General features: G+C 72.3%; 18 protein-coding genes. 11 read left to right on the top strand and 7 right to left on the bottom strand.

Annotated features, from left to right (window positions below; all coding sequences use genetic code 11):
* Positions 1 to 13: 13 nt before the first annotated feature.
* The 7 genes from pstB to B2P18_RS06350 all read right to left on the bottom strand — a co-directional run bounded on the left by pstB (position 14) and on the right by B2P18_RS06350 (position 9,270).
* Positions 14 to 790 carry a phosphate ABC transporter ATP-binding protein PstB gene (gene pstB, locus B2P18_RS06385; protein ID WP_029211051.1) on the bottom strand — a complete coding sequence of 259 codons (777 nt, stop codon included), beginning with the start codon at positions 788 to 790 and terminating at the stop codon, positions 14 to 16.
* 22 nt (positions 791 to 812) lie between these two features.
* Positions 813 to 1,712, bottom strand: coding sequence for a phosphate ABC transporter permease PstA (gene pstA / locus B2P18_RS06380; RefSeq protein ID WP_286957068.1), 900 nt, complete (start codon positions 1,710 to 1,712; stop codon positions 813 to 815).
* Entirely contained in the window at positions 1,709 to 2,713 is a 1,005-nt protein-coding gene (gene pstC / locus B2P18_RS06375; protein ID WP_019286945.1) for a phosphate ABC transporter permease subunit PstC, read from the bottom strand. Before pstC ends, pstA begins: the two co-directional genes overlap by 4 nt.
* A gap of 116 nt (positions 2,714 to 2,829) precedes the next feature.
* Complete coding sequence (gene pstS, locus B2P18_RS06370; protein WP_019286946.1) at positions 2,830 to 3,975, bottom strand: phosphate ABC transporter substrate-binding protein PstS; 1,146 nt, start codon at positions 3,973 to 3,975, stop codon at positions 2,830 to 2,832.
* A 232-nt stretch (positions 3,976 to 4,207) separates the two neighbouring features.
* Positions 4,208 to 5,218 carry an NUDIX hydrolase gene (locus B2P18_RS06365; RefSeq protein ID WP_019286947.1) on the bottom strand — a complete coding sequence of 337 codons (1,011 nt, stop codon included), beginning with the start codon at positions 5,216 to 5,218 and terminating at the stop codon, positions 4,208 to 4,210.
* Positions 5,219 to 5,260: 42 nt separating this feature from the next.
* A complete protein-coding gene (locus tag B2P18_RS06360) occupies positions 5,261 to 8,428 on the bottom strand; it encodes an RNA degradosome polyphosphate kinase (RefSeq protein ID WP_414630885.1) in 3,168 nt (1,055 codons plus the stop codon).
* Between the two features lie 74 nt (positions 8,429 to 8,502).
* Positions 8,503 to 9,270, bottom strand: coding sequence for a winged helix-turn-helix transcriptional regulator (locus B2P18_RS06350; protein ID WP_286957049.1), 768 nt, complete (start codon positions 9,268 to 9,270; stop codon positions 8,503 to 8,505).
* Positions 9,271 to 9,352: 82 nt separating this feature from the next.
* Here B2P18_RS06350 and B2P18_RS06345 point away from each other — a divergent pair, with 82 nt between their 5' ends.
* The 11 genes from B2P18_RS06345 to B2P18_RS06295 are packed head-to-tail and all read left to right on the top strand — an operon-like array spanning position 9,353 to position 16,629.
* Positions 9,353 to 9,628, top strand: a complete 276-nt coding sequence (locus B2P18_RS06345; RefSeq protein WP_019286951.1) for a MoaD/ThiS family protein — start codon at positions 9,353 to 9,355, stop codon at positions 9,626 to 9,628.
* Positions 9,629 to 9,643: 15 nt separating this feature from the next.
* Positions 9,644 to 10,591 (top strand): hypothetical protein, encoded by a 948-nt coding sequence (locus B2P18_RS06340; protein ID WP_286957046.1) that lies wholly within the window; start codon positions 9,644 to 9,646, stop codon positions 10,589 to 10,591.
* 42 nt (positions 10,592 to 10,633) lie between these two features.
* On the top strand, positions 10,634 to 11,137 hold the full coding sequence (locus B2P18_RS06335) for an FABP family protein (RefSeq protein ID WP_029211044.1): 504 nt from the start codon (positions 10,634 to 10,636) through the stop codon (positions 11,135 to 11,137).
* Positions 11,134 to 11,634, top strand: a complete 501-nt coding sequence (locus tag B2P18_RS06330; protein WP_019286953.1) for a Fur family transcriptional regulator — start codon at positions 11,134 to 11,136, stop codon at positions 11,632 to 11,634. Before B2P18_RS06335 ends, B2P18_RS06330 begins: the two co-directional genes overlap by 4 nt.
* Positions 11,606 to 12,649 carry a YgfZ/GcvT domain-containing protein gene (locus B2P18_RS06325; RefSeq protein ID WP_239261382.1) on the top strand — a complete coding sequence of 348 codons (1,044 nt, stop codon included), beginning with the start codon at positions 11,606 to 11,608 and terminating at the stop codon, positions 12,647 to 12,649. Before B2P18_RS06330 ends, B2P18_RS06325 begins: the two co-directional genes overlap by 29 nt.
* A 46-nt stretch (positions 12,650 to 12,695) precedes the next feature.
* Entirely contained in the window at positions 12,696 to 13,520 is an 825-nt protein-coding gene (locus B2P18_RS06320; protein WP_019286955.1) for a 3-keto-5-aminohexanoate cleavage protein, read from the top strand.
* A 54-nt stretch (positions 13,521 to 13,574) separates the two neighbouring features.
* Positions 13,575 to 14,078, top strand: coding sequence for a helix-turn-helix domain-containing protein (locus tag B2P18_RS06315; protein ID WP_019286956.1), 504 nt, complete (start codon positions 13,575 to 13,577; stop codon positions 14,076 to 14,078).
* Positions 14,075 to 15,010, top strand: coding sequence for a hypothetical protein (locus B2P18_RS06310; protein WP_239261384.1), 936 nt, complete (start codon positions 14,075 to 14,077; stop codon positions 15,008 to 15,010). The genes B2P18_RS06315 and B2P18_RS06310 overlap by 4 nt, the downstream gene beginning before the upstream one ends.
* Before the next feature lie 46 nt (positions 15,011 to 15,056).
* On the top strand, positions 15,057 to 15,482 hold the full coding sequence (gene dtd, locus B2P18_RS06305) for a D-aminoacyl-tRNA deacylase (protein WP_286957035.1): 426 nt from the start codon (positions 15,057 to 15,059) through the stop codon (positions 15,480 to 15,482).
* A 17-nt stretch (positions 15,483 to 15,499) separates the two neighbouring features.
* Complete coding sequence (locus B2P18_RS06300; protein WP_019286958.1) at positions 15,500 to 15,817, top strand: DUF2516 family protein; 318 nt, start codon at positions 15,500 to 15,502, stop codon at positions 15,815 to 15,817.
* Positions 15,811 to 16,629, top strand: coding sequence for an alpha/beta fold hydrolase (locus tag B2P18_RS06295; RefSeq protein ID WP_286957027.1), 819 nt, complete (start codon positions 15,811 to 15,813; stop codon positions 16,627 to 16,629). Before B2P18_RS06300 ends, B2P18_RS06295 begins: the two co-directional genes overlap by 7 nt.
* Positions 16,630 to 16,631: the final 2 nt, after the last annotated feature.

Genomic DNA, 16,631 nt, shown 5'->3' with positions numbered 1-16,631 from the left:
GGAGGCCCGTCACTCACCCGAAGCGGCCGGAGATGTAGTCCTCCGTCGCCCTCTCCTTCGGGTTGTTGAAGATGCGCGTCGTGTCGTCGATCTCGATGAGGCGGCCGGGCTTGCCCTGGGCCTCCAGGTTGAAGAAGGCCGTCCGGTCCGAGACGCGGGCCGCCTGCTGCATGTTGTGCGTGACGATCACGATCGTGTACTTCGGCTTCAGCTCGGTGATCAGGTCCTCGATCGCCAGGGTCGAGATGGGGTCCAGGGCCGAGCAGGGCTCGTCCATCAGGAGGACCTGGGGCTCCACGGCGATGGCGCGGGCGATGCACAGGCGCTGCTGCTGACCACCGGACAGGCCGGCGCCCGGCTTGTCCAGACGGTCCTTGACCTCGTTCCACAGGTTCGCGCCGCGCAGGGAGCGCTCCACGACCTCGTCGAGCTTCTTCTTGTTCTTGACGCCGTTGAGGCGCAGCCCGGCGGCGACGTTGTCGCGGATGGTCATGGTGGGGAACGGGTTGGGCCGCTGGAAGACCATGCCCACGGTGCGGCGGACGCCGACGGGGTCCACGCCGGAGGCGTAGAGGTCCTGGCCGTCCAGCAGCACCTGGCCCTCGACCCGGCCGCCGGGGATCACCTCATGCATGCGGTTGAGGGTGCGCAGCACGGTGGACTTGCCGCAGCCGGACGAGCCGATGAAGGCGGTCACCGATCGCGGCTCGATGGTCATCGAGACGCCCTGCACCGCCTGGAACTTGCCGTAGAAGATGTTGAGGTTCTCGACGTCGATGCGCTTGGCCATGTCAGTTCGCTTTCTGGGTGGGTCAGCTCTTGACCGCGCCGAAGCGCGCGATGACGCGGCCCAGCAGGTTGAGCAGGAGGACGAGCAGGATCAGGGTGAGCGCCGCGGCCCAGACACGGTCATGGGCGGCGTCGAGGGTGAGGAACTGACGCTCCTCGTTGATCATCGTGGGCAGGGTGGCCATGTTGCCGCCGAAGAGGTCCCAGTGGATGTTCTTGGTGTAGGGACCGAGGATCAGCAGCGGGGCCGTCTCGCCCATGACGCGAGCCAGGCCGAGCAGGACGCCGGTCACGATGCCGGACAGGGCGGTCGGCAGCACGACCGAGGCGATCGTCTTCCACTTCGGCACGCCGAGGGCGTATGACGCCTCCCGCAGCTCGTTGGGGACCAGCTTGAGCATCTCCTCGGTGGAGCGCACGATCGTCGGGATCATGAGCAGCACCAGGGACAGCGACACCGCGAAGCCGACCCGGTTGAAGCCCATCACCGTCACCCACAGGGCATAGACGAACAGGGCCGCGACGATGGACGGCACCCCGGTGAGGATGTCGACCATGAAGCTGACGGCGCGGGCCAGCTTGCCGCGGCCGTATTCCACGAGGTAGATCGCGGTGAAGATGCCGATCGGCACCGAGATCGCCGCGGTGACCAGGCCCTGCAGCAGGGTGCCCATGATGGCGTGGTAGGCGCCGCCGCCCTCGCGGCGTACGGAGATGCCGCGCTGGGAGTTGGTCCACCAGGTGCTGGTGAGCAGGTTGTCGAGGCCGTTGGACAGGACCTCGTATAGGATCCACGCGAGCGGGGCCAGGGCGACCAGGAAGGCCAGCCACATGATGATCCGGGCCAGCTGGTCCTTGGCCTTGCGGCCCCCGGAGGCCTTGTCGAGGTGGGTCGACTCGTGGGCGGTGACGGCGGTGCTCATTCGGTGAAGGCCTTCCGACGCTCGATCACGACGCGCGCGATCGCGTTCACGACGAACGTAAGGATGAACAGGACCAGACCGGCCGCGATGAAGGCGCCGGCCTTCTGCGGGGAGTCGAACTCCGAGGCGTTGTTGGCGATGCGGGACGCGAAGGTCTCGCCACCGTTGAAGATCGAGGGGTTGAACGGCGTGCCCACCGCGAGCGTGCTCAGGATCATCATCACCGCGACGGTCTCACCGAGCGCACGGCCGAGGGCCAGCATCGCCGCGGAGATGACGCCGGGCCGGCCGTAGGGCAGCACGGCCGTCTTGATCATCTCCCACTTGGTGGCGCCCAGGGCGAGGGCGCCCTCCTTGTGAGGGGCCGGCGTCTGGGCGAACACCTCGCGCGACAGCGAGGTGACGATCGGCAGGATCATGATGGCGAGCACGAGGCTGATGACGAAGATCGTGGCCGTGATGCTGGTCTCCCGGAACAGGGGGAACCAGCCGAGCCACTGCTGCAGCTTCTGCTGGAGCGGGTCGATGAAGGGCGTGAACTGGGCGACGCCCCACAGGCCGTAGACGATCGAGGGCACGGCAGCCAGCAGGTCGATCAGCTGCGCGGCCGGCTTGCGCAGCCAGGCCGGGGCGTACTGCGTGATGAACAGCGCCACGCAGACGCCGAGGGGGACGGCGATGCCCATGGCCAGGATCGAGCTGAGGACCGTCGTCCAGAGCAGGTCCGCGATGCCGAAGCGGGGGTTGTCGCCCGAGACGTTCCACTCGCGCGAGGTGAGGAAGTTGGCCTCGTTGTTGGCGAGGGCGGGGATGGCCTGCCAGAGCAGGAAGACGCCGACGAGGGTGACCAGGGCGATGACGAGGACGCCCGCACCGGTGGCGGCGCCACCGAAGAGCCGGTCACCGAGGCGGCCGGTCGAGGCCTGGTCGCCGAGCAGAGGCGGACGACCGTCATCGTCTGGCAAGGAGTCGACGGCGGAGACGCCGGTCACGGAGGACACGAGTGCTACCTAACTGTCCGAGGTGCTACGAGGGGGAGCCCGGCCGGGACGACGTCCCGGACAGGCGGAGAGCCGGGTGACCCAGGGAGGACCCTGGGTCACCCGGCTCCGTCAGATCACTTGAGGGCGTCGATGGCGGTCGAGACCTTGCCCTGCACCTCGGTGGGCAGCGGGGCGAAGCCGATCTGCTCGAAGGACTTCTGCACGTCCGCGGACGACATGTGCTTGAGGAAGGCCTTGACGTTCTTGCCCTTCTCGGCGTCGGCGTTCTTGGAGCAGACGATCTCGTAGGTCACGAGGACGATCGGGTAGGCCCCGGCCTCCTTGGTGGCGTAGTCGAGCTTGAGCGCGAGGTTGTTGCCCTCGCCGGCGACCTTGGCGGCGGCCACGGCCTTGCCGGCGGACTCGCCCGTCAGCTCGACGGGGCCCGCGCCGGTGTCGACCTTGGCGATGCCCAGCTTGTTGTCCTTGGCGTAGGACCACTCGGCGTAGGTGATGCCACCCTCGGTGGAGGCGACGGCGCCTGCGACACCGGCGGACTTCTCCTTGCCCTCACCCTTGCCGGTCCACTTCTTGCCGGGCTCGGCGGTCCACTTGGCAGGGGCGGCGGCCTGGAGGTACTTCGTGAAGTTCTCCGTGGTGCCCGACTCGTCCGAGCGGAAGAAGACCTTGATGTCCTTGTCCGGGAGCGAGGCGCCGGAGTTGAGCTTGGCGATCGCCGGGTCGTTCCACTTGGTGATCTTGCCGTTGAAGATGTCGGCCATCACGTCGGCGTTGAGGACGAGGCCCTCGACACCCTTGAGGTTGTAGCCGACCGCGATGGGGCCGGTGACCATGGGGAGGTTCCAGGCGGGGGAGGCGCAGGCCTTGTCGGCCTCGGCCTGCTCGATCTTGCCGTCCTTCTCCTTGGTCTTGAGCGAGGAGTCGGAGCCGGCGAAGTCGGCCTGCTTGGCGATGAACTGCTTGATGCCGGCGCCGGAGCCCGTCGCGTTGTAGTTGACGGTCGTGCCGGAGCACTTCTCCTGGTAGCTGTTGGCGGCCTCCTCGAAGGCGGCCTTCTGCGCGGAGGAACCCTCGGCGTTCAGGGTGCCCTTGCCGCAGTCGGCGTCGCCACCGGAGGCGGCGGACGACGAGGACGCACCAGAGGAGGAGGCGCCGCTCGAGGAGCCGGAGGAGGTGTTGTTGTCGGAACCGCACGCGGTCAGCGCGAGAGCACCAGCCAGGGCGATCGTCGACAGACCGGCAAGACGCTGAGTCTTCACGTTAGAAGTACCTTCCACAGCAGGAGATGTTGATCGGGCGCAGGTGCGCCATCGATGCCAAGGTAGGGACGCAGGGTGACCAGGTGGTCTGGCCCAGTTGAACGACGCGTGAACGCCGGACGTCCACCGCGCGGATCTCGTCGCACCCTTGCCGTGGATGCGCCCGAATGAGCTAAGCAGCCCTCTCGCGCTCGACACTCGCTATGACCGAGATCATGCGATCGCGAGAGGGTCAGGGCAGGTGACGCTCGACGGCGACGATCCGGGCGGCCTCGCCCGTGCCGCTCACGTGGCAGACGAGGAGCTCACCCTTGCTCATGCCGAGGTCCGCCGCCTCGAGCAGGGTGCTCACGACCGCCTCGCCCTCCGGCTGCTCCACCGAGCCGAGCACCGAGAGCTCCTCCAGCAGCAGCGGCAGGACCGGGCCGTGGGAGCACAGGGCGGCGGGCACGCCGCGCTGCAGCGCCTTGCGCAGGTGCTTGACCGCTCGGTCCGGGTCCTCGACGAAGGCCTCCTCGGTGAGCCCCTCCTTGGTCTTGAGCTCCAGCCCGGCCGAGGCGGCGTATGGCGCCAGCGTGTCCACGCATCGTGTCGAGGACGAGGTCACCAGACGGCTCACGCCGAAGGCTCCGAGCATGGGCACGATCGCCTCGGCGCGGCGTTCGCCCCTGGCGTCGAGCGGTCGGAGGCGGTCGTCCTGGCGCCACTGGTTGCGGGGACGGGCCTTGGCGTGGCGGACCAGGACCAGCGGCCAGGTCGTGAGGGCCCCCTGGGCGGCATACCGCACCATGGCGCGGAGCTGCTCGCGGTCGCGGGCGTAGTCGAGCCGCGCCATCGCGTCCGAGACGGGCAGCCAGGCCACCTCGTCGATCTCGTTGAGCAGCTCGCCGGAGCCGCCGACGACCTCCGCTGCCCAGTAGCGCACCTGCTTGCGGGCCACCTCGCCCTTGCGGTCGACGAAGGAGTAGGACGACAGGGGGAGGGGCCGGCCCAGCCGCACCTGCAGGCCGGTCTCCTCCTCGACCTCGCGGACGGCGGCCGTGGGCCAGTCCTCGCCCGCGTCGAGCTTGCCCTTGGCCCACGCCCAGTCGTCGTAGGCAGGTCGGTGCACCATCGCCACCTCGAGGGTGCCGCGTCGTCGCCGCCAGGGGACGGCGCCGGCCGCGGCGATGAACGGCGCGTCGGCGCTCGCGGCCCCGGACGCGCGCCCTCCCGCACCCGCTCCCGGTGCCTGGACTGTCATCGCGCTCCTCGCTCGTGCTCGCTGGTGTGGTGCCGGCCCAGGTCAGACCCGGGTGCGCTTGCGCCGCTGCTTGAGGTGCATCTCGATGAGCGCCGCCTGGTGGTCGAGCAGGGGCTGACCGTCCTCGCCGCGGTGGTGGCGCACCCAGCGGTCGTCCTGCAGGTGCCAGCTCGAGGTCGTGTCGGCCATGCCCTGCGCCATGAGCTCCTCGAGCTGCTTGACGTGCTCGGGACGGGTGATGCGCATCAGCGACTCCACGCGGCGGTCGAGGTTGCGGTGCATCATGTCGGCGCTACCGATGTAGACGGCGGGGTCGCCGTCGTTGCCGAAGATGAAGATCCGCGAGTGCTCCAGGAACCGTCCGAGGATCGACCGTACCCGCACGTTGTCCGACAGGCCGGGCACGCCGGGCCGAAGCGCGCAGATGCCGCGCACCAGCACGTCGACCTGCACGCCAGCCCGCGAGGCGCGGTAGAGCGCGTCGATGATCGCCTCGTCGACGATGGAGTTGGCCTTGAGGGCGACGCGGGCGGGCCGGCCGGCGCGGGCGAGCTCGGCCTCGTGCTCGATGAGCTCGATCAGCCCGGAGCGGAGCGAGCGAGGGGCCACGAGCAGGCGCTTGAACTTGCTGCGCGGCGCCCAGCCGGAGAGCTGGTTGAACAGGCGCGTCAGGTCCTCGCCGACCTGCGGGTCGCAGGTGAGGACGCCGAGGTCCTCGTAGAGGCGGGCGGTCTTGGGGTTGTAGTTGCCCGTCCCCACGTGGCAGTAGCGGCGCAGGCCGTCCGGCTCCTGCCGCACGACCAGCGACAGCTTGGCGTGGGTCTTGAGCCCGACGATGCCGTAGACGACGTGGACGCCGTAGTGCTCGAGGCGGCGGGCCCAGGCGATGTTGTTGGACTCGTCGAAGCGCGCCTTGATCTCGACCACGGCGACGACCTGCTTGCCGGCCTCGGCGGCGGCGATGAGGGCGTCGATGATCGGGGAGTCGCCCGAGGTGCGATAGAGCGTCTGCTTGATCGCGAGCACCTTGGGGTCGGCGGCCGCCTGCTCGAGGAAGGCCTGCACCGAGGTGCTGAACGAGTTGTAGGGGTGGTGCAGCAGGATGTCCTTGCGCCGGATGGCGCCGAAGACGTCGCCCGCCTCGGAGCGCTCGCGCGGGGCCAGGTCCGGGTGCGTGCGGGCACGGAACGCGGGGTAGTGCAGCGAGGTGCGCTGCAGGTCGGCGACCGTGTTGAGGCTGCGCAGGTCCAGCGGGTTGGGCAGGCGGTAGACCTCGTGCTGCTCGACGCCGAGCTCGCGGACCAGCAGCTCCAGGACGTGCGCGTCCATGCCCTCCTCGACCTCGAGGCGCACCGGGGGGCCGAAACGGCGGCGGGTGAGCTCCTTCTCGAGGGCCTTGAGGAGGTTCTCGGCGTCGTCCTCCTCGACCTCGAGGTCCTCGTTGCGGGTGACGCGGAACAGGAAGTGCTCCTGGACCTGCATGCCGGGGAAGAGCAGGTCGAGGTGCGCCGCGATGATGTCCTCGAGCGGCACGAACCGCACGTGGTAGACGTCGACCTCGCCCGACGCGGACACCTGGTGCAGGCGCGGCAGCAGGTCGGGGACCTTGATGCGGGCGAAGTGCTCGGCCTGCGTGCGGGGGTTGGTCAGGGTCACCGCGAGGTTGAGCGACAGACCGGAGATGTAGGGGAAGGGGTGGGCCGGGTCGACGGCGAGGGGCGTGAGGACGGGGAAGATCTCGCTGCGGTAGACCGCGGACAGGTGGGTCTGCTCGTCGTCGGTCAGCTCGTGCCAGCGCACGATGCGGATGCCGTTGCTCTCGAGCTCGGGCTCGACCTGGTCGCGCAGCAGGCCGTGGGCCCGCAGCATGAGCTCGTGGGCGACCCGGCTGATCTCGTCCTGCAGCTCGTCGGGCTCGAGACCGGACGCCGACCGGATCGCGAGCCCGGTCGCGATGCGCCGCTTGAGGCCGGCGACGCGCACCATGAAGAACTCGTCCAGGTTGCTGGCGAAGATCGCCAGGAAGCGGGCCCGCTCGAGCAGCGGCACGTCCGGGTCGGCGGCCAGCTGCAGCACGCGCTCGTTGAACTGCAGCCAGGACAGCTCGCGGTCCAGGAAGCGGTCGTCAGGAAGCTCGTCGGTGGGCTCCTGCGCATCCGCAGCGACCCGCACGAACCGGCCGTCGGAGGACCGAGGTCGCGCCGGAGCCGTGCGGTTGGGGTCGTCGTCGGGGCCGACGACGGGGGATGGGGACGCCTGCGGCGCCTCGGCGGTGGTGGTCGAAGCGGTCGCGTCGTCAGCCTGCATGGCGCCATCGTTGCACTCCCCGCAGGGGCGGCGCGAGTACTGCACGTCCGTGGACACCGTGGTGAAACCCTGACGGGTGTACGTCGCCATGGCCGGGGTGTTGTCCGCCTCGACGTACAGCACAACCCGCTCGAGCCCGCGGTCGCGCAGGTGGTCCAGACCCAGCCGGGTGACCAGGGCGCCGAGCCCGCGACCCTGGTATGCCGGGTCCACCCCCACGACGTAGACCTCCCCGGTGCCGGGGCCGGCGTCCTCGGGGTCGACCTTGGTCCAGTGGAAGGCCGCCAGCCTCGGCTCGGGCCTCGAGACGTCCTCCACCAGGATGAGGCCCTGCGGCTCGAACCATCGGCTCGTCATCCGCTCCCGCAGCCCGGTCAGGTCCAGCGACCCCTGCTCGGGGTGGTGGGCGAAGGCCGCCGCGTTGACGGCGAGCACGGCCTCCTCGTCCCCGGGGTGGAACGTGCGCACGGCGAACCCGTCGGGCACGACCACGGGGGACCGCTCGCTGTCGCGCGGCTCGAGCGGGCGCCCGAGCTTGCGCAGGTCTCGGACGGGGGCGAGGCCTCGCGAGCGCAGCAAGGCCCGCGCTGCCGGAAGGTCCCCGTGCGCCCAGACCGCGACCTCTCGCCCCGCGGGCAGGACGGCGTCCAGCAGCGCCCCGCCGATCCCGCGTCCTCGGGCGGCGGGCGCGACGACCAGCTCGATGGCGTGCGGCGGGCCCCCGGCATACCCGACGATCTCCCCGTGGACCGTCGCCAGGACGTGCTCGCCGGGTCGCGCCAGGTCGAGCCGGGCCTGCTCCGACAGCGGCCCGACGCCGTCCGCCTCCGTCGCCGCGGAGACGACGTCCGCCACGGCCTCGACCTCGGCGGGGGACAGCTCGCTGCGGGCTTCGACGCTCATGCAGCACATTGGACCACGGACCGGTGACATGCCGGCCGGACGACGGTGGAGGACCGCGGAGGACGGTCGGAGCCCTACCTCGTGGACGCCCCGGCGTCGGTCCGTCCGACGTCCGCCGTGGATGCCGGGTCGGAGCCTGCCGGGTGCTCCTGAGCTGCAGCGGCGACCGGAGGACGGACCTCGTCGAACCGGTAGCCGACGTTGCGGACCGTGCCGATGACCGCGTCGTGCTCGGGGCCGAGCTTGGCCCGCAGGCGGCGCACGTGGACGTCGACCGTCCGGGTGCCGCCGAAGTAGTCGTACCCCCACACCTCCTGCAGCAGCTGGGCCCGGGTGAACACCCGCCCCGGGTGCTGCGCGAGGTGCTTGAGGAGCTCGAACTCCTTGTAGGTCAGGTCGAGCACCCGCTCGCCGAGCCGGGCGGTGTAGGCGCCCTCGTCGATGGTCAGGGCGCCGGAGGTGATGGCGCGGTCCGTGGGCTCGGCGGTGTCCGTGCGTCGGCTGCTGACGAGCCGCAGGCGGGCCTCGAGCTCGGCCGGGCCGGTGGTGTCCAGCAGGATGTCGTCGAGGCCCCACTCGGCGTTGACGGCGACCAGGCCACCCTCGGTCAGCACGGCGAGCAGGGGCGCCTCGATGCCGGTGGCCCGCAGGACCCGGCACAGCGACTTGGCGACCGCGAGCTCGCGCCGGGCGTCGACCAGCACGGCGTCGGCGCGTGGTGCGTCGATGAGCGCCGCGGGCTCCGCGGGCAGCACCCGGACGTGGTGGGCCAGCAGGCCGAGCGCAGGCAGCACCTCCGCGCTCGCGGTGAGCGCGTTGGTGAGCAGGAGCAGCTGAGCCATCGCCGGTCAGCGTAGGCGCTGCGGCGTCGATCGCGGCGGATGCGACCATGGGGCGAGAACACGCCGACCTGGAGGGACTGCGATGGACCAGCTGACCGACCGCGCCACGACGACGCCGGGGCCCCAGGTGCGGCTGCGCTACTGGGCCGGCGCCCGGGCCGCGGCCGGGGTCGAGGAGGACCTGGTCCGTGCGTCGTCCGTGCGTGAGGCGCTGGACGCCGCGGCCCTCCTGCGGCCAGGGCTCGTTGCCGTGATCCCCGCCTGCAGCGTCCTCGTCGACGGCCGAGCAGTGCAGCGGGACGCGCCCCTGGCCGGGGCGACGCTCGTCGAGGTGCTTCCGCCCTTTGCGGGCGGCTGATGCGAGGATGCAGACGTGCCCGCACCTCAGCCCTCGACGCCCCGCCCTGCCGACGGCAGCGACGCGCAGCGTGTGACGGAGCCGCGCACCGAACCCCTGACGGTGGAGCCGCGGGGCCTGCGCGAGCACGCCGGCGCGGTCCGGCACGACCTGACGCAGCGCGCTCGCCGCCGCCTCGAGATCGTCCGCCCCACCACGGTCCGCCAGCTGCCACCGCGCACCCCCGTGACCCTGACGGTGGTCGCCTTCGCCACGCTGCTCGTGGTCGCGGTGGCGGCCCGGGGTGCGGCGACCGCCGTGACCGTGGCGTCGGTGGCGCTGGCCTCGGGAGTCATCGCCCTCGGCTGGACCCGGCTCGTCGGGCTGCCCAGCCGCCGCGGCACGCTCGTCACGGCCAGCATCTCGGCGGCCCTGCTCCTGGCCTCTGTGGCGCTGCCGGACGACGGGGGCTCCCTGCGCTGGGTGCCCGCTGCGCTCGCCGTCGGGGTCGTCGTGTCCTTCCTCCACCAGCTCGTGCGCCGCGACGGACGTCCGCGCGTCGTCGTCAGCCTCTCCGGCACCCTGCTCGCGCTCGGGATCCTCGCGGCGGGGGTCACCTGGGTGGCACTGCCGTCGATGCAGGGCGGCCGGGACGCCGCCGTGGCGGCCTGGGCCGCGCTCGCCTGCGCGGCCGGGGCGGAGTGGCTGTGCCACCGGGCGCGCTGGTTCACCGCGCTGGCCCCGTCGGCGCTGCTGGCCGGTGCCGTCGCCGGCGGGGTCGTCGGAGCCCTGGTCGACGCCTCGCTGCCGCGGTGCGCGCTGCTCGGTGCGGCGTGCGCCGCCGCGAGTCTGGCGCTCCGCGTCGTCCTCGCCCCGCTGCCCGCCCTGGTCAGCCTGCGTGCGCAGGCGGTGAGCGGGGTCGCCTCCGTCCTGGTCGTCGGCCCGCTCGTCGAGACGGCCGCCCGCCACCTCCTGGCACCCTGACGGGGAGGCCCGGCGCGGCCCGTCGGCGGTAGAGTCGGGGACGTGCCTTTCGAGATCCCCACCGACCTGCCCTCCGAGCTGCTGCCCCTCGCCTGGATGATCGGACGCTGGGAGGGCGTCGGTCTCTTCTCCTACCCGACGATCGAGGACGGCCGGTTCGGGCAGGAGCTCGAGATCCGCCACGACGGCCGCCCCTTCCTGGAGTGGCACTCCCACACCTGGGAGCTCGACGAGCAGGGGCAGAAGGTCCGCCCCCGCGCCACCGAGCTCGGGTTCCTGCGCCCCGTGGGTGAGGAGTCCAAGGAGTGCGAGCTGCTCCTGGCGCACAGCACCGGCATCGTCGAGATGTACTACGGCACCGTCGAGCCCGCCCGCCTGATCATGAAGACCGACGGCGTCATGCGCTCCCCGCACGCCAAGGAGTACTCCGCCGGCTCGCGGATGTACGGCTACGTCAACGGCGAGCTGTTCTGGGCCATGGACATGGCGGCCGAGGGCCACGCCCTGCAGACGCACCTGTCGGCGCAGCTCAAGAGGGTCTCTTGACCCCGTCCCCGCACGACCCGGCCGACGTCGACGCGATCTTTCGCAACCACGGCCTGCGGGTCACGTCGCAGCGTCGGCGCGTCCTCGCGGCGATCGGCCGCCTGCAGCACACGACCCCGGACCAGCTGTCGCGCGAGGTGGACGGCGACGGGGGAGACGCGCTCCCGCTGTCGACCATCTACCGCAACCTCGACACCCTGACCGAGCTGGGCGTCGTCGCGGCGACCCGGCTGACCGAGGGCGCCCCGACATACCACCTCGTCCAGCACGCGACGCACCTGCACCTCGTGTGCAACGGGTGCGGCGCCATCACCGAGGCACCCCTCGCGGTGGCCGACGAGCTGGCCGAGGCGGTCTACGACCGCGACGGCTTCGTGGCCGACCTGCGCCACCTGCCGGTGCACGGCTGGTGCGCGCGCTGCGCACCGGGCCGCACCGAGATCCCCGACCAGGGAGGGACCGACCAGCATGACCACACCCACCAGCACCGGGCCTGAGACCTACCGCTCGCCCCTGCTCGACCGCCCCGGCGCCGTCGCGGGCGACCGTGAGGACGCCGGCGTCGCGGCCCACCACGGCGACCCCCTGCGCGAGCAGCGGCTCCTCGTCGAGGGGCTCGCCGCCGTCGACCTGTCCCACCGCGGGGTCGTGACGGTCACGGGGCCGGACCGGCTCACCTGGCTGCACTCCATCACCACCCAGCACGTCTCGACGCTGGCCGCGCGCACCTCGGCCGAGGACCTGGTCCTCAGCCCCAAGGGTCACGTCGAGCACGCCCTGCACCTCGTCGACGACGGCGAGACCACCTGGATCACCGTCGAGCCCGGCACGGCGCCGGCCCTGGTGGCGTGGCTGCGCTCGATGCAGTTCATGCTGCGGGTCGAGGTCACGGACGTCACCGACCGGTATGCCGTGGTCGGCGAGCCCATCCGCAGCGAGGGCGCGGAGGGCGAGCCGCCGACCTGGTGCGACCCCTGGCCGCTGATGGGGCCGGACTCGGCGCCATACGGCCCGATCGTCGGCCACCCGGGGGAGGAGCGCGCCTGGCGCGAGGTGATCGTGCCCCGGGGAGAGCTCGTGGCTCGTATGTCGGACCGCCCGCTCGCGGGGACCTGGGCCGCCGAGGCGCTGCGCGTGGCCGCGTGGCGCCCGCGGCTGGGCTTCGAGACCGACCACCGCACGATCGCCCACGAGCTCGACTGGCTCCGCACGGCCGTGCACCTGCACAAGGGGTGCTACCGGGGTCAGGAGACCGTGGCCCGCGTCCACAACCTCGGCCGGCCGCCGCGTCGTCTCGCGTTCGTCCACCTGGACGGCTCCGGGCACGTGCTCCCCGAGCGGGACGCCGCCGTCGAGGTCGAGGGCCGGGTCGTGGGCCGGCTGACCTCCGTGGCGCGGCACCACGAGGACGGGCCCATCGGGCTGGTCGTCCTCAAGCGCAACACCCCGACCGACGTCGACCTCACGATCTCCGGCATCAGTGCGTCTCAGCAGGAGATCGTGCCGCGCTGACGACCCTGTCCGGGACGATCTGTCGTGGTTGTGCCACGATGGGTCCATGTCAGCGTCGACGCTCATCACCGTGGCCACCACCGGGGCCGAGTCCAGCAAGACCGACGTGCCCACGCTGCCGACCACCCTCGACGAGCTCGTCGAGACGGCGCGCCGCTGCGAGGACGCTGGCGCGCGCCTGATCCACGTGCACGTCCGCGACGACCGGCACGAGCCCACGCTCGACGTGGGCCGGCTGACCGAGACGGTGGCTGCCCTGCGCGAGGCGACGGACCTGATCGTGCAGCTGTCGACCGGGGGCGCGATCACCGACCCCTTCGAGGCGCGCCTGGCGGTCCTCGACGCCGGCCCCGACTCCTGCTCGCTCACCTGCGGCACCACCAACTTCGGCGACGGGACCTTCCTCAACCCCTATCCCTTCATGCGCGACCTCTACGTCAAGGCGCAGGACCTCGGGGTGGTGCCGGAGTTCGAGCTGTTCGACCTCGGGCACGTGCACGCGCTACGGCGGCTGATCGACGAGTGCGGCCTGCCCCACGGGGGTGCGGTGCACTGCGACTTCGTCCTCGGCGTGCCCGGGGCCGCTCCGGCGACGCCGCAGGCGCTCCTGGCCGGCGTGGCGGCGCTGCCCCCGGAGACGACCTCGTGGTCCGCCACCGGCATCGGCCGGGGCCACCTGCCGATCATGGCGACGACGCTCGCGGCCGGCGGCCACCTGCGGGTCGGCATGGAGGACAACCTCCTGCTCGCGCGCGGGGTCAAGGTCGAGCACAACGTGCAGCTGGTCGAGCGGGCCGTGCGGCTCGCCGAGCTGATGCAGCGCCCCGCGATGACGGCGGCCGAGGCGCGCGCCCTGCTGCGCGTGGCGTGACTCACTGCTTGCCAGAGTTGCCCTGTGCTTGCAACTGCAAGCATACTGAGAGTCATGGCACGGCTACCCGTCTCCCGGATCCACGTCACGGATCTCGGTGCCTACTTGCGCGAGCAGCGCGAGGCGGCCCAGCTCAGCCTGCGCCAGCTCTCGGAGCTCGCGGGGGTGAGCAACCCCTATCTCTCCCAGATCGAGCGCGGCCTGCGCCACCCCTCCGCCGAGATCCTCAACGCCCTGGCCAAGGGGCTGCAGATCTCTGCGGAGTCGCTCTACGTCCGCGCCGGCTTCCTCGACGGGCCGCGCGACGGCTCCGATCCCCAGGGCCACGCGGACGCCCGTGACGGTCGGCATCCGGGCCTCCCGACCGTCGTCGACGCCATCACCGCTGACCCGGGGCTGAGCGCTCGCCAGCGGCGCACCCTGGTGGACCTCTACCACCAGTTCTCCGAGGCCACCGAGTCCACCCAGTCCACCGAGCCGACCGACGAGGCCGACCCGCCCCCGACCCCACCCGTCCGAGCACACGCAACGACCCGACGCACCAGGAGCACCCGATGAGCCCGTCCCGCAAGAAGCCCACAGCCGCACCCGTCTATGCCGCCGTCGGTGCCGCCGACCTGGCGATCGAGCAGCTCAAGAAGACGCTGGCCCAGGTCGAGGTCCTGGCCGACCAGGTCCGCAGGGACCTCGAGGACCGCGTCGCCAAGGCCGGCGCCGACGCCCAGGAGGCCGCCGCCAAGGCCGGCAAGGCCGCCCAGGACGCTCCCGAGCAGGCCCTCAACCAGGGACTCACCGTCGCGAGCCTCGCCTCGCACGCGTATGACGAGATGGCCCGTCGCGGCCAGCGCGTCGTCGGCCAGGGCGTGCAGGACATCCGCGAGGACAAGCGCGTCAAGGAGGCCACCGCGCGGGCCGAGTCCACCGTCAAGGTGGCCGCCGGGACCGCCGCCACCGTCAAGGGCTTCGCCGACAAGGCGATGGGACGCAAGGACAGCGCCGCCGTCACCGTCAAGGGCACGGTCGTCGAGGGCGAGCAGCCCGAGACGGCGCCCGCCAAGAACGTCCGGGCCGCCGCCGCCGCTGCCGGCGCCAAGGACGCGCCCGCGACCCCGCGCCGCCGCACCACCCGGCGCGCCACGACCGTCGAGGACGTCACGCCGACCGACGCCTCGGCCACGTCGCCTGCGTCCTCGGTGTCCTCGGCGTCGTCCAGCTCGCCCAAGGCGGCCACCAAGCCCGCCTCGAAGCGCCCCTCGCGCGCGTCGGTCACCACCAAGGCCGCCGCCGGCGAGTCGGGCAGCGGCACCACCTCGGCCCGCAAGTCGCCCTCGACGACGGCGCGCAAGGCGTCCACCCGTCCCTCGCGCAAGGCTGCGGACCCGGTCGCCGCGTCCTCGGGCAACGCCGCCGCGACCGAGACGGCTCCGGCGACGGGCACGACGACCTCCGCCCCGGTCCAGGCGTCCGTCGACGAGGCCGCTCAGTCCTGACGCCGCCCAGCCACCACCCGCACCCCCACCTCGAGGAGTCTCCTGCGTGCGTGCCGTCGTCTCCCGCGTGACCGCCGCCAGCGTCGTCGTCGAGGGCGAGGTCGTCGGGCAGATCACCGAGCCGGGACTGCTCGTCCTGCTCGGCGTGACCCACGACGACGGGCCGGACCAGGTCGCGACGATGGCCCGCAAGCTCACCGAGCTGCGGATCCTGCGGGACGAGCGCTCGGTCCTCGACGTGGGGGCCCCGGTGCTGCTGGTCAGCCAGGTCACGCTCTACGGCGACGTGCGCAAGGGGCGTCGACCGTCCTGGAGCGCGGCGGCACCGGGCCCGGTGGCGGAGCCGGTATTCGACCAGGTCGTGGCCGCCGTCCGGGCCGTCGGCGTGACCGTCGAGACCGGCAGGTTCGGCGCGATGATGGACGTCGTCTCGGTCAACGACGGTCCGTTCACGGTGATCGTGGAGGTCTGAGCCGTAGGCTGACCCCCGTGGACCAGCTGACCTTCTCCTTCCAAGGCCTGGTGGCCACCCTGCTCCAGCTCGCGGCCGTCGTCGCCGGCGTGGTCGGGTGCATCCAGGTCGCCATGACGCGTCCGGACGCGTTCCCGGCGGCCAGCAAGCTCTCCAAGGGCGCCTGGCTGGCGATCATCGTGGTGGCGACGCTGGTCGCGGGGGCCTTCGGCGTGCTGCACCTGCTCGGCCTGCTGGCCGCCATCGCCATCATCGTCTACTGGGTCGACGTCCGCCCGGCCCTCCAGCGGGTCCAGGGCCGGGGACGTCAGGACGGCCCCTACGGCCCGTGGTGACCCCCGCCGGTCGCCTGGCGCAGGTGGCCGGTCCGGCCGGCCCCCTCGACCTGCTCACCGTCGGCCGCGGCGAGCCGGCGACGGTCGTCGCGCACGGCGCCGGCTCCTCCATCGACACGACGCGGCCCTTCGCATCGGGGGTGCGCGGGGCGCGCACCTTCTTCCACTTCCGGGGACACGGGCGGTCGGTCGTGCCCGACCTGCCCTGGTCGTATGCCGACCTGGCCGCCGAGCTGCGGACCGTCGCCGACGAGGTGGGGGCCACCCGCGCGCTGGGGGTCAGCCTGGGCGCGGGCGCGCTGCTGCGCCTGCTCTGCGACGATCCCGACCGCTTCGAGCGGGTGGTGCTGGTGCTGCCCGCGGGGCTCGACCGGCCACGCCGGGGACCGGGCGTCGACGAGCTGCAGCGGCTGGGCCGCCGCATCGCCGAGGGGGACCGCGCGGCCGCCGTCGAGTTCTACCGGGGGGACGGCGGCGCGGGGTCGGCTGCCCCGGGCGCGGCGGCGGACGCCTGGGCGGAGCAGATGGCCGACGAGGTCGTCGCGGGGCGGCTCAGCGCGGTGGGGATCGGACGTGCGCTCACGACGGTCCCCGGTCAGGTCGCGGTGCCGGACGTGGCACTCCTGGCGCGGGTGACGGTCCCGGTGCTGGTGGTCGGCCAGGAGGACGACGTGATCCACCCCGCCTCGGTCGCGCGCCGGCTGGGCGAGCTGCTGCCGCAGGCCCGGGTCGAGGTGCTCCCGGCGGGCGGGCTGCTGTGGGCCCACCGGGCGACGGTGCGGACCCTGGTCAGCGGCTTCCTGAGCTTCTGACC

This window comes from Arsenicicoccus sp. UBA2120, from assembly GCF_002330965.1.
Lineage (GTDB): Bacteria > Actinomycetota > Actinomycetes > Actinomycetales > Dermatophilaceae > Arsenicicoccus > Arsenicicoccus bolidensis.
This window is presented reverse-complemented; position numbering and strand designations above follow the sequence as displayed.

Coding starts and splice junctions, on each gene's coding strand:
- B2P18_RS06350 (WP_286957049.1), bottom strand. CDS start 9,270: ATGGCTCAGCTGCTCCTGCTCACCAACGCGCTCACCGCGAGCGCGGAG.
- B2P18_RS06345 (WP_019286951.1), top strand. CDS start 9,353: ATGGACCAGCTGACCGACCGCGCCACGACGACGCCGGGGCCCCAGGTG.
- B2P18_RS06365 (WP_019286947.1), bottom strand. CDS start 5,218: ATGACAGTCCAGGCACCGGGAGCGGGTGCGGGAGGGCGCGCGTCCGGG.
- B2P18_RS06320 (WP_019286955.1), top strand. CDS start 12,696: ATGTCAGCGTCGACGCTCATCACCGTGGCCACCACCGGGGCCGAGTCC.
- B2P18_RS06310 (WP_239261384.1), top strand. CDS start 14,075: ATGAGCCCGTCCCGCAAGAAGCCCACAGCCGCACCCGTCTATGCCGCC.
- B2P18_RS06360 (WP_414630885.1), bottom strand. CDS start 8,428: ATGAGCGTCGAAGCCCGCAGCGAGCTGTCCCCCGCCGAGGTCGAGGCC.
- B2P18_RS06315 (WP_019286956.1), top strand. CDS start 13,575: ATGGCACGGCTACCCGTCTCCCGGATCCACGTCACGGATCTCGGTGCC.
- pstB (WP_029211051.1), bottom strand. CDS start 790: ATGGCCAAGCGCATCGACGTCGAGAACCTCAACATCTTCTACGGCAAG.
- pstA (WP_286957068.1), bottom strand. CDS start 1,712: ATGAGCACCGCCGTCACCGCCCACGAGTCGACCCACCTCGACAAGGCC.
- B2P18_RS06325 (WP_239261382.1), top strand. CDS start 11,606: ATGACCACACCCACCAGCACCGGGCCTGAGACCTACCGCTCGCCCCTG.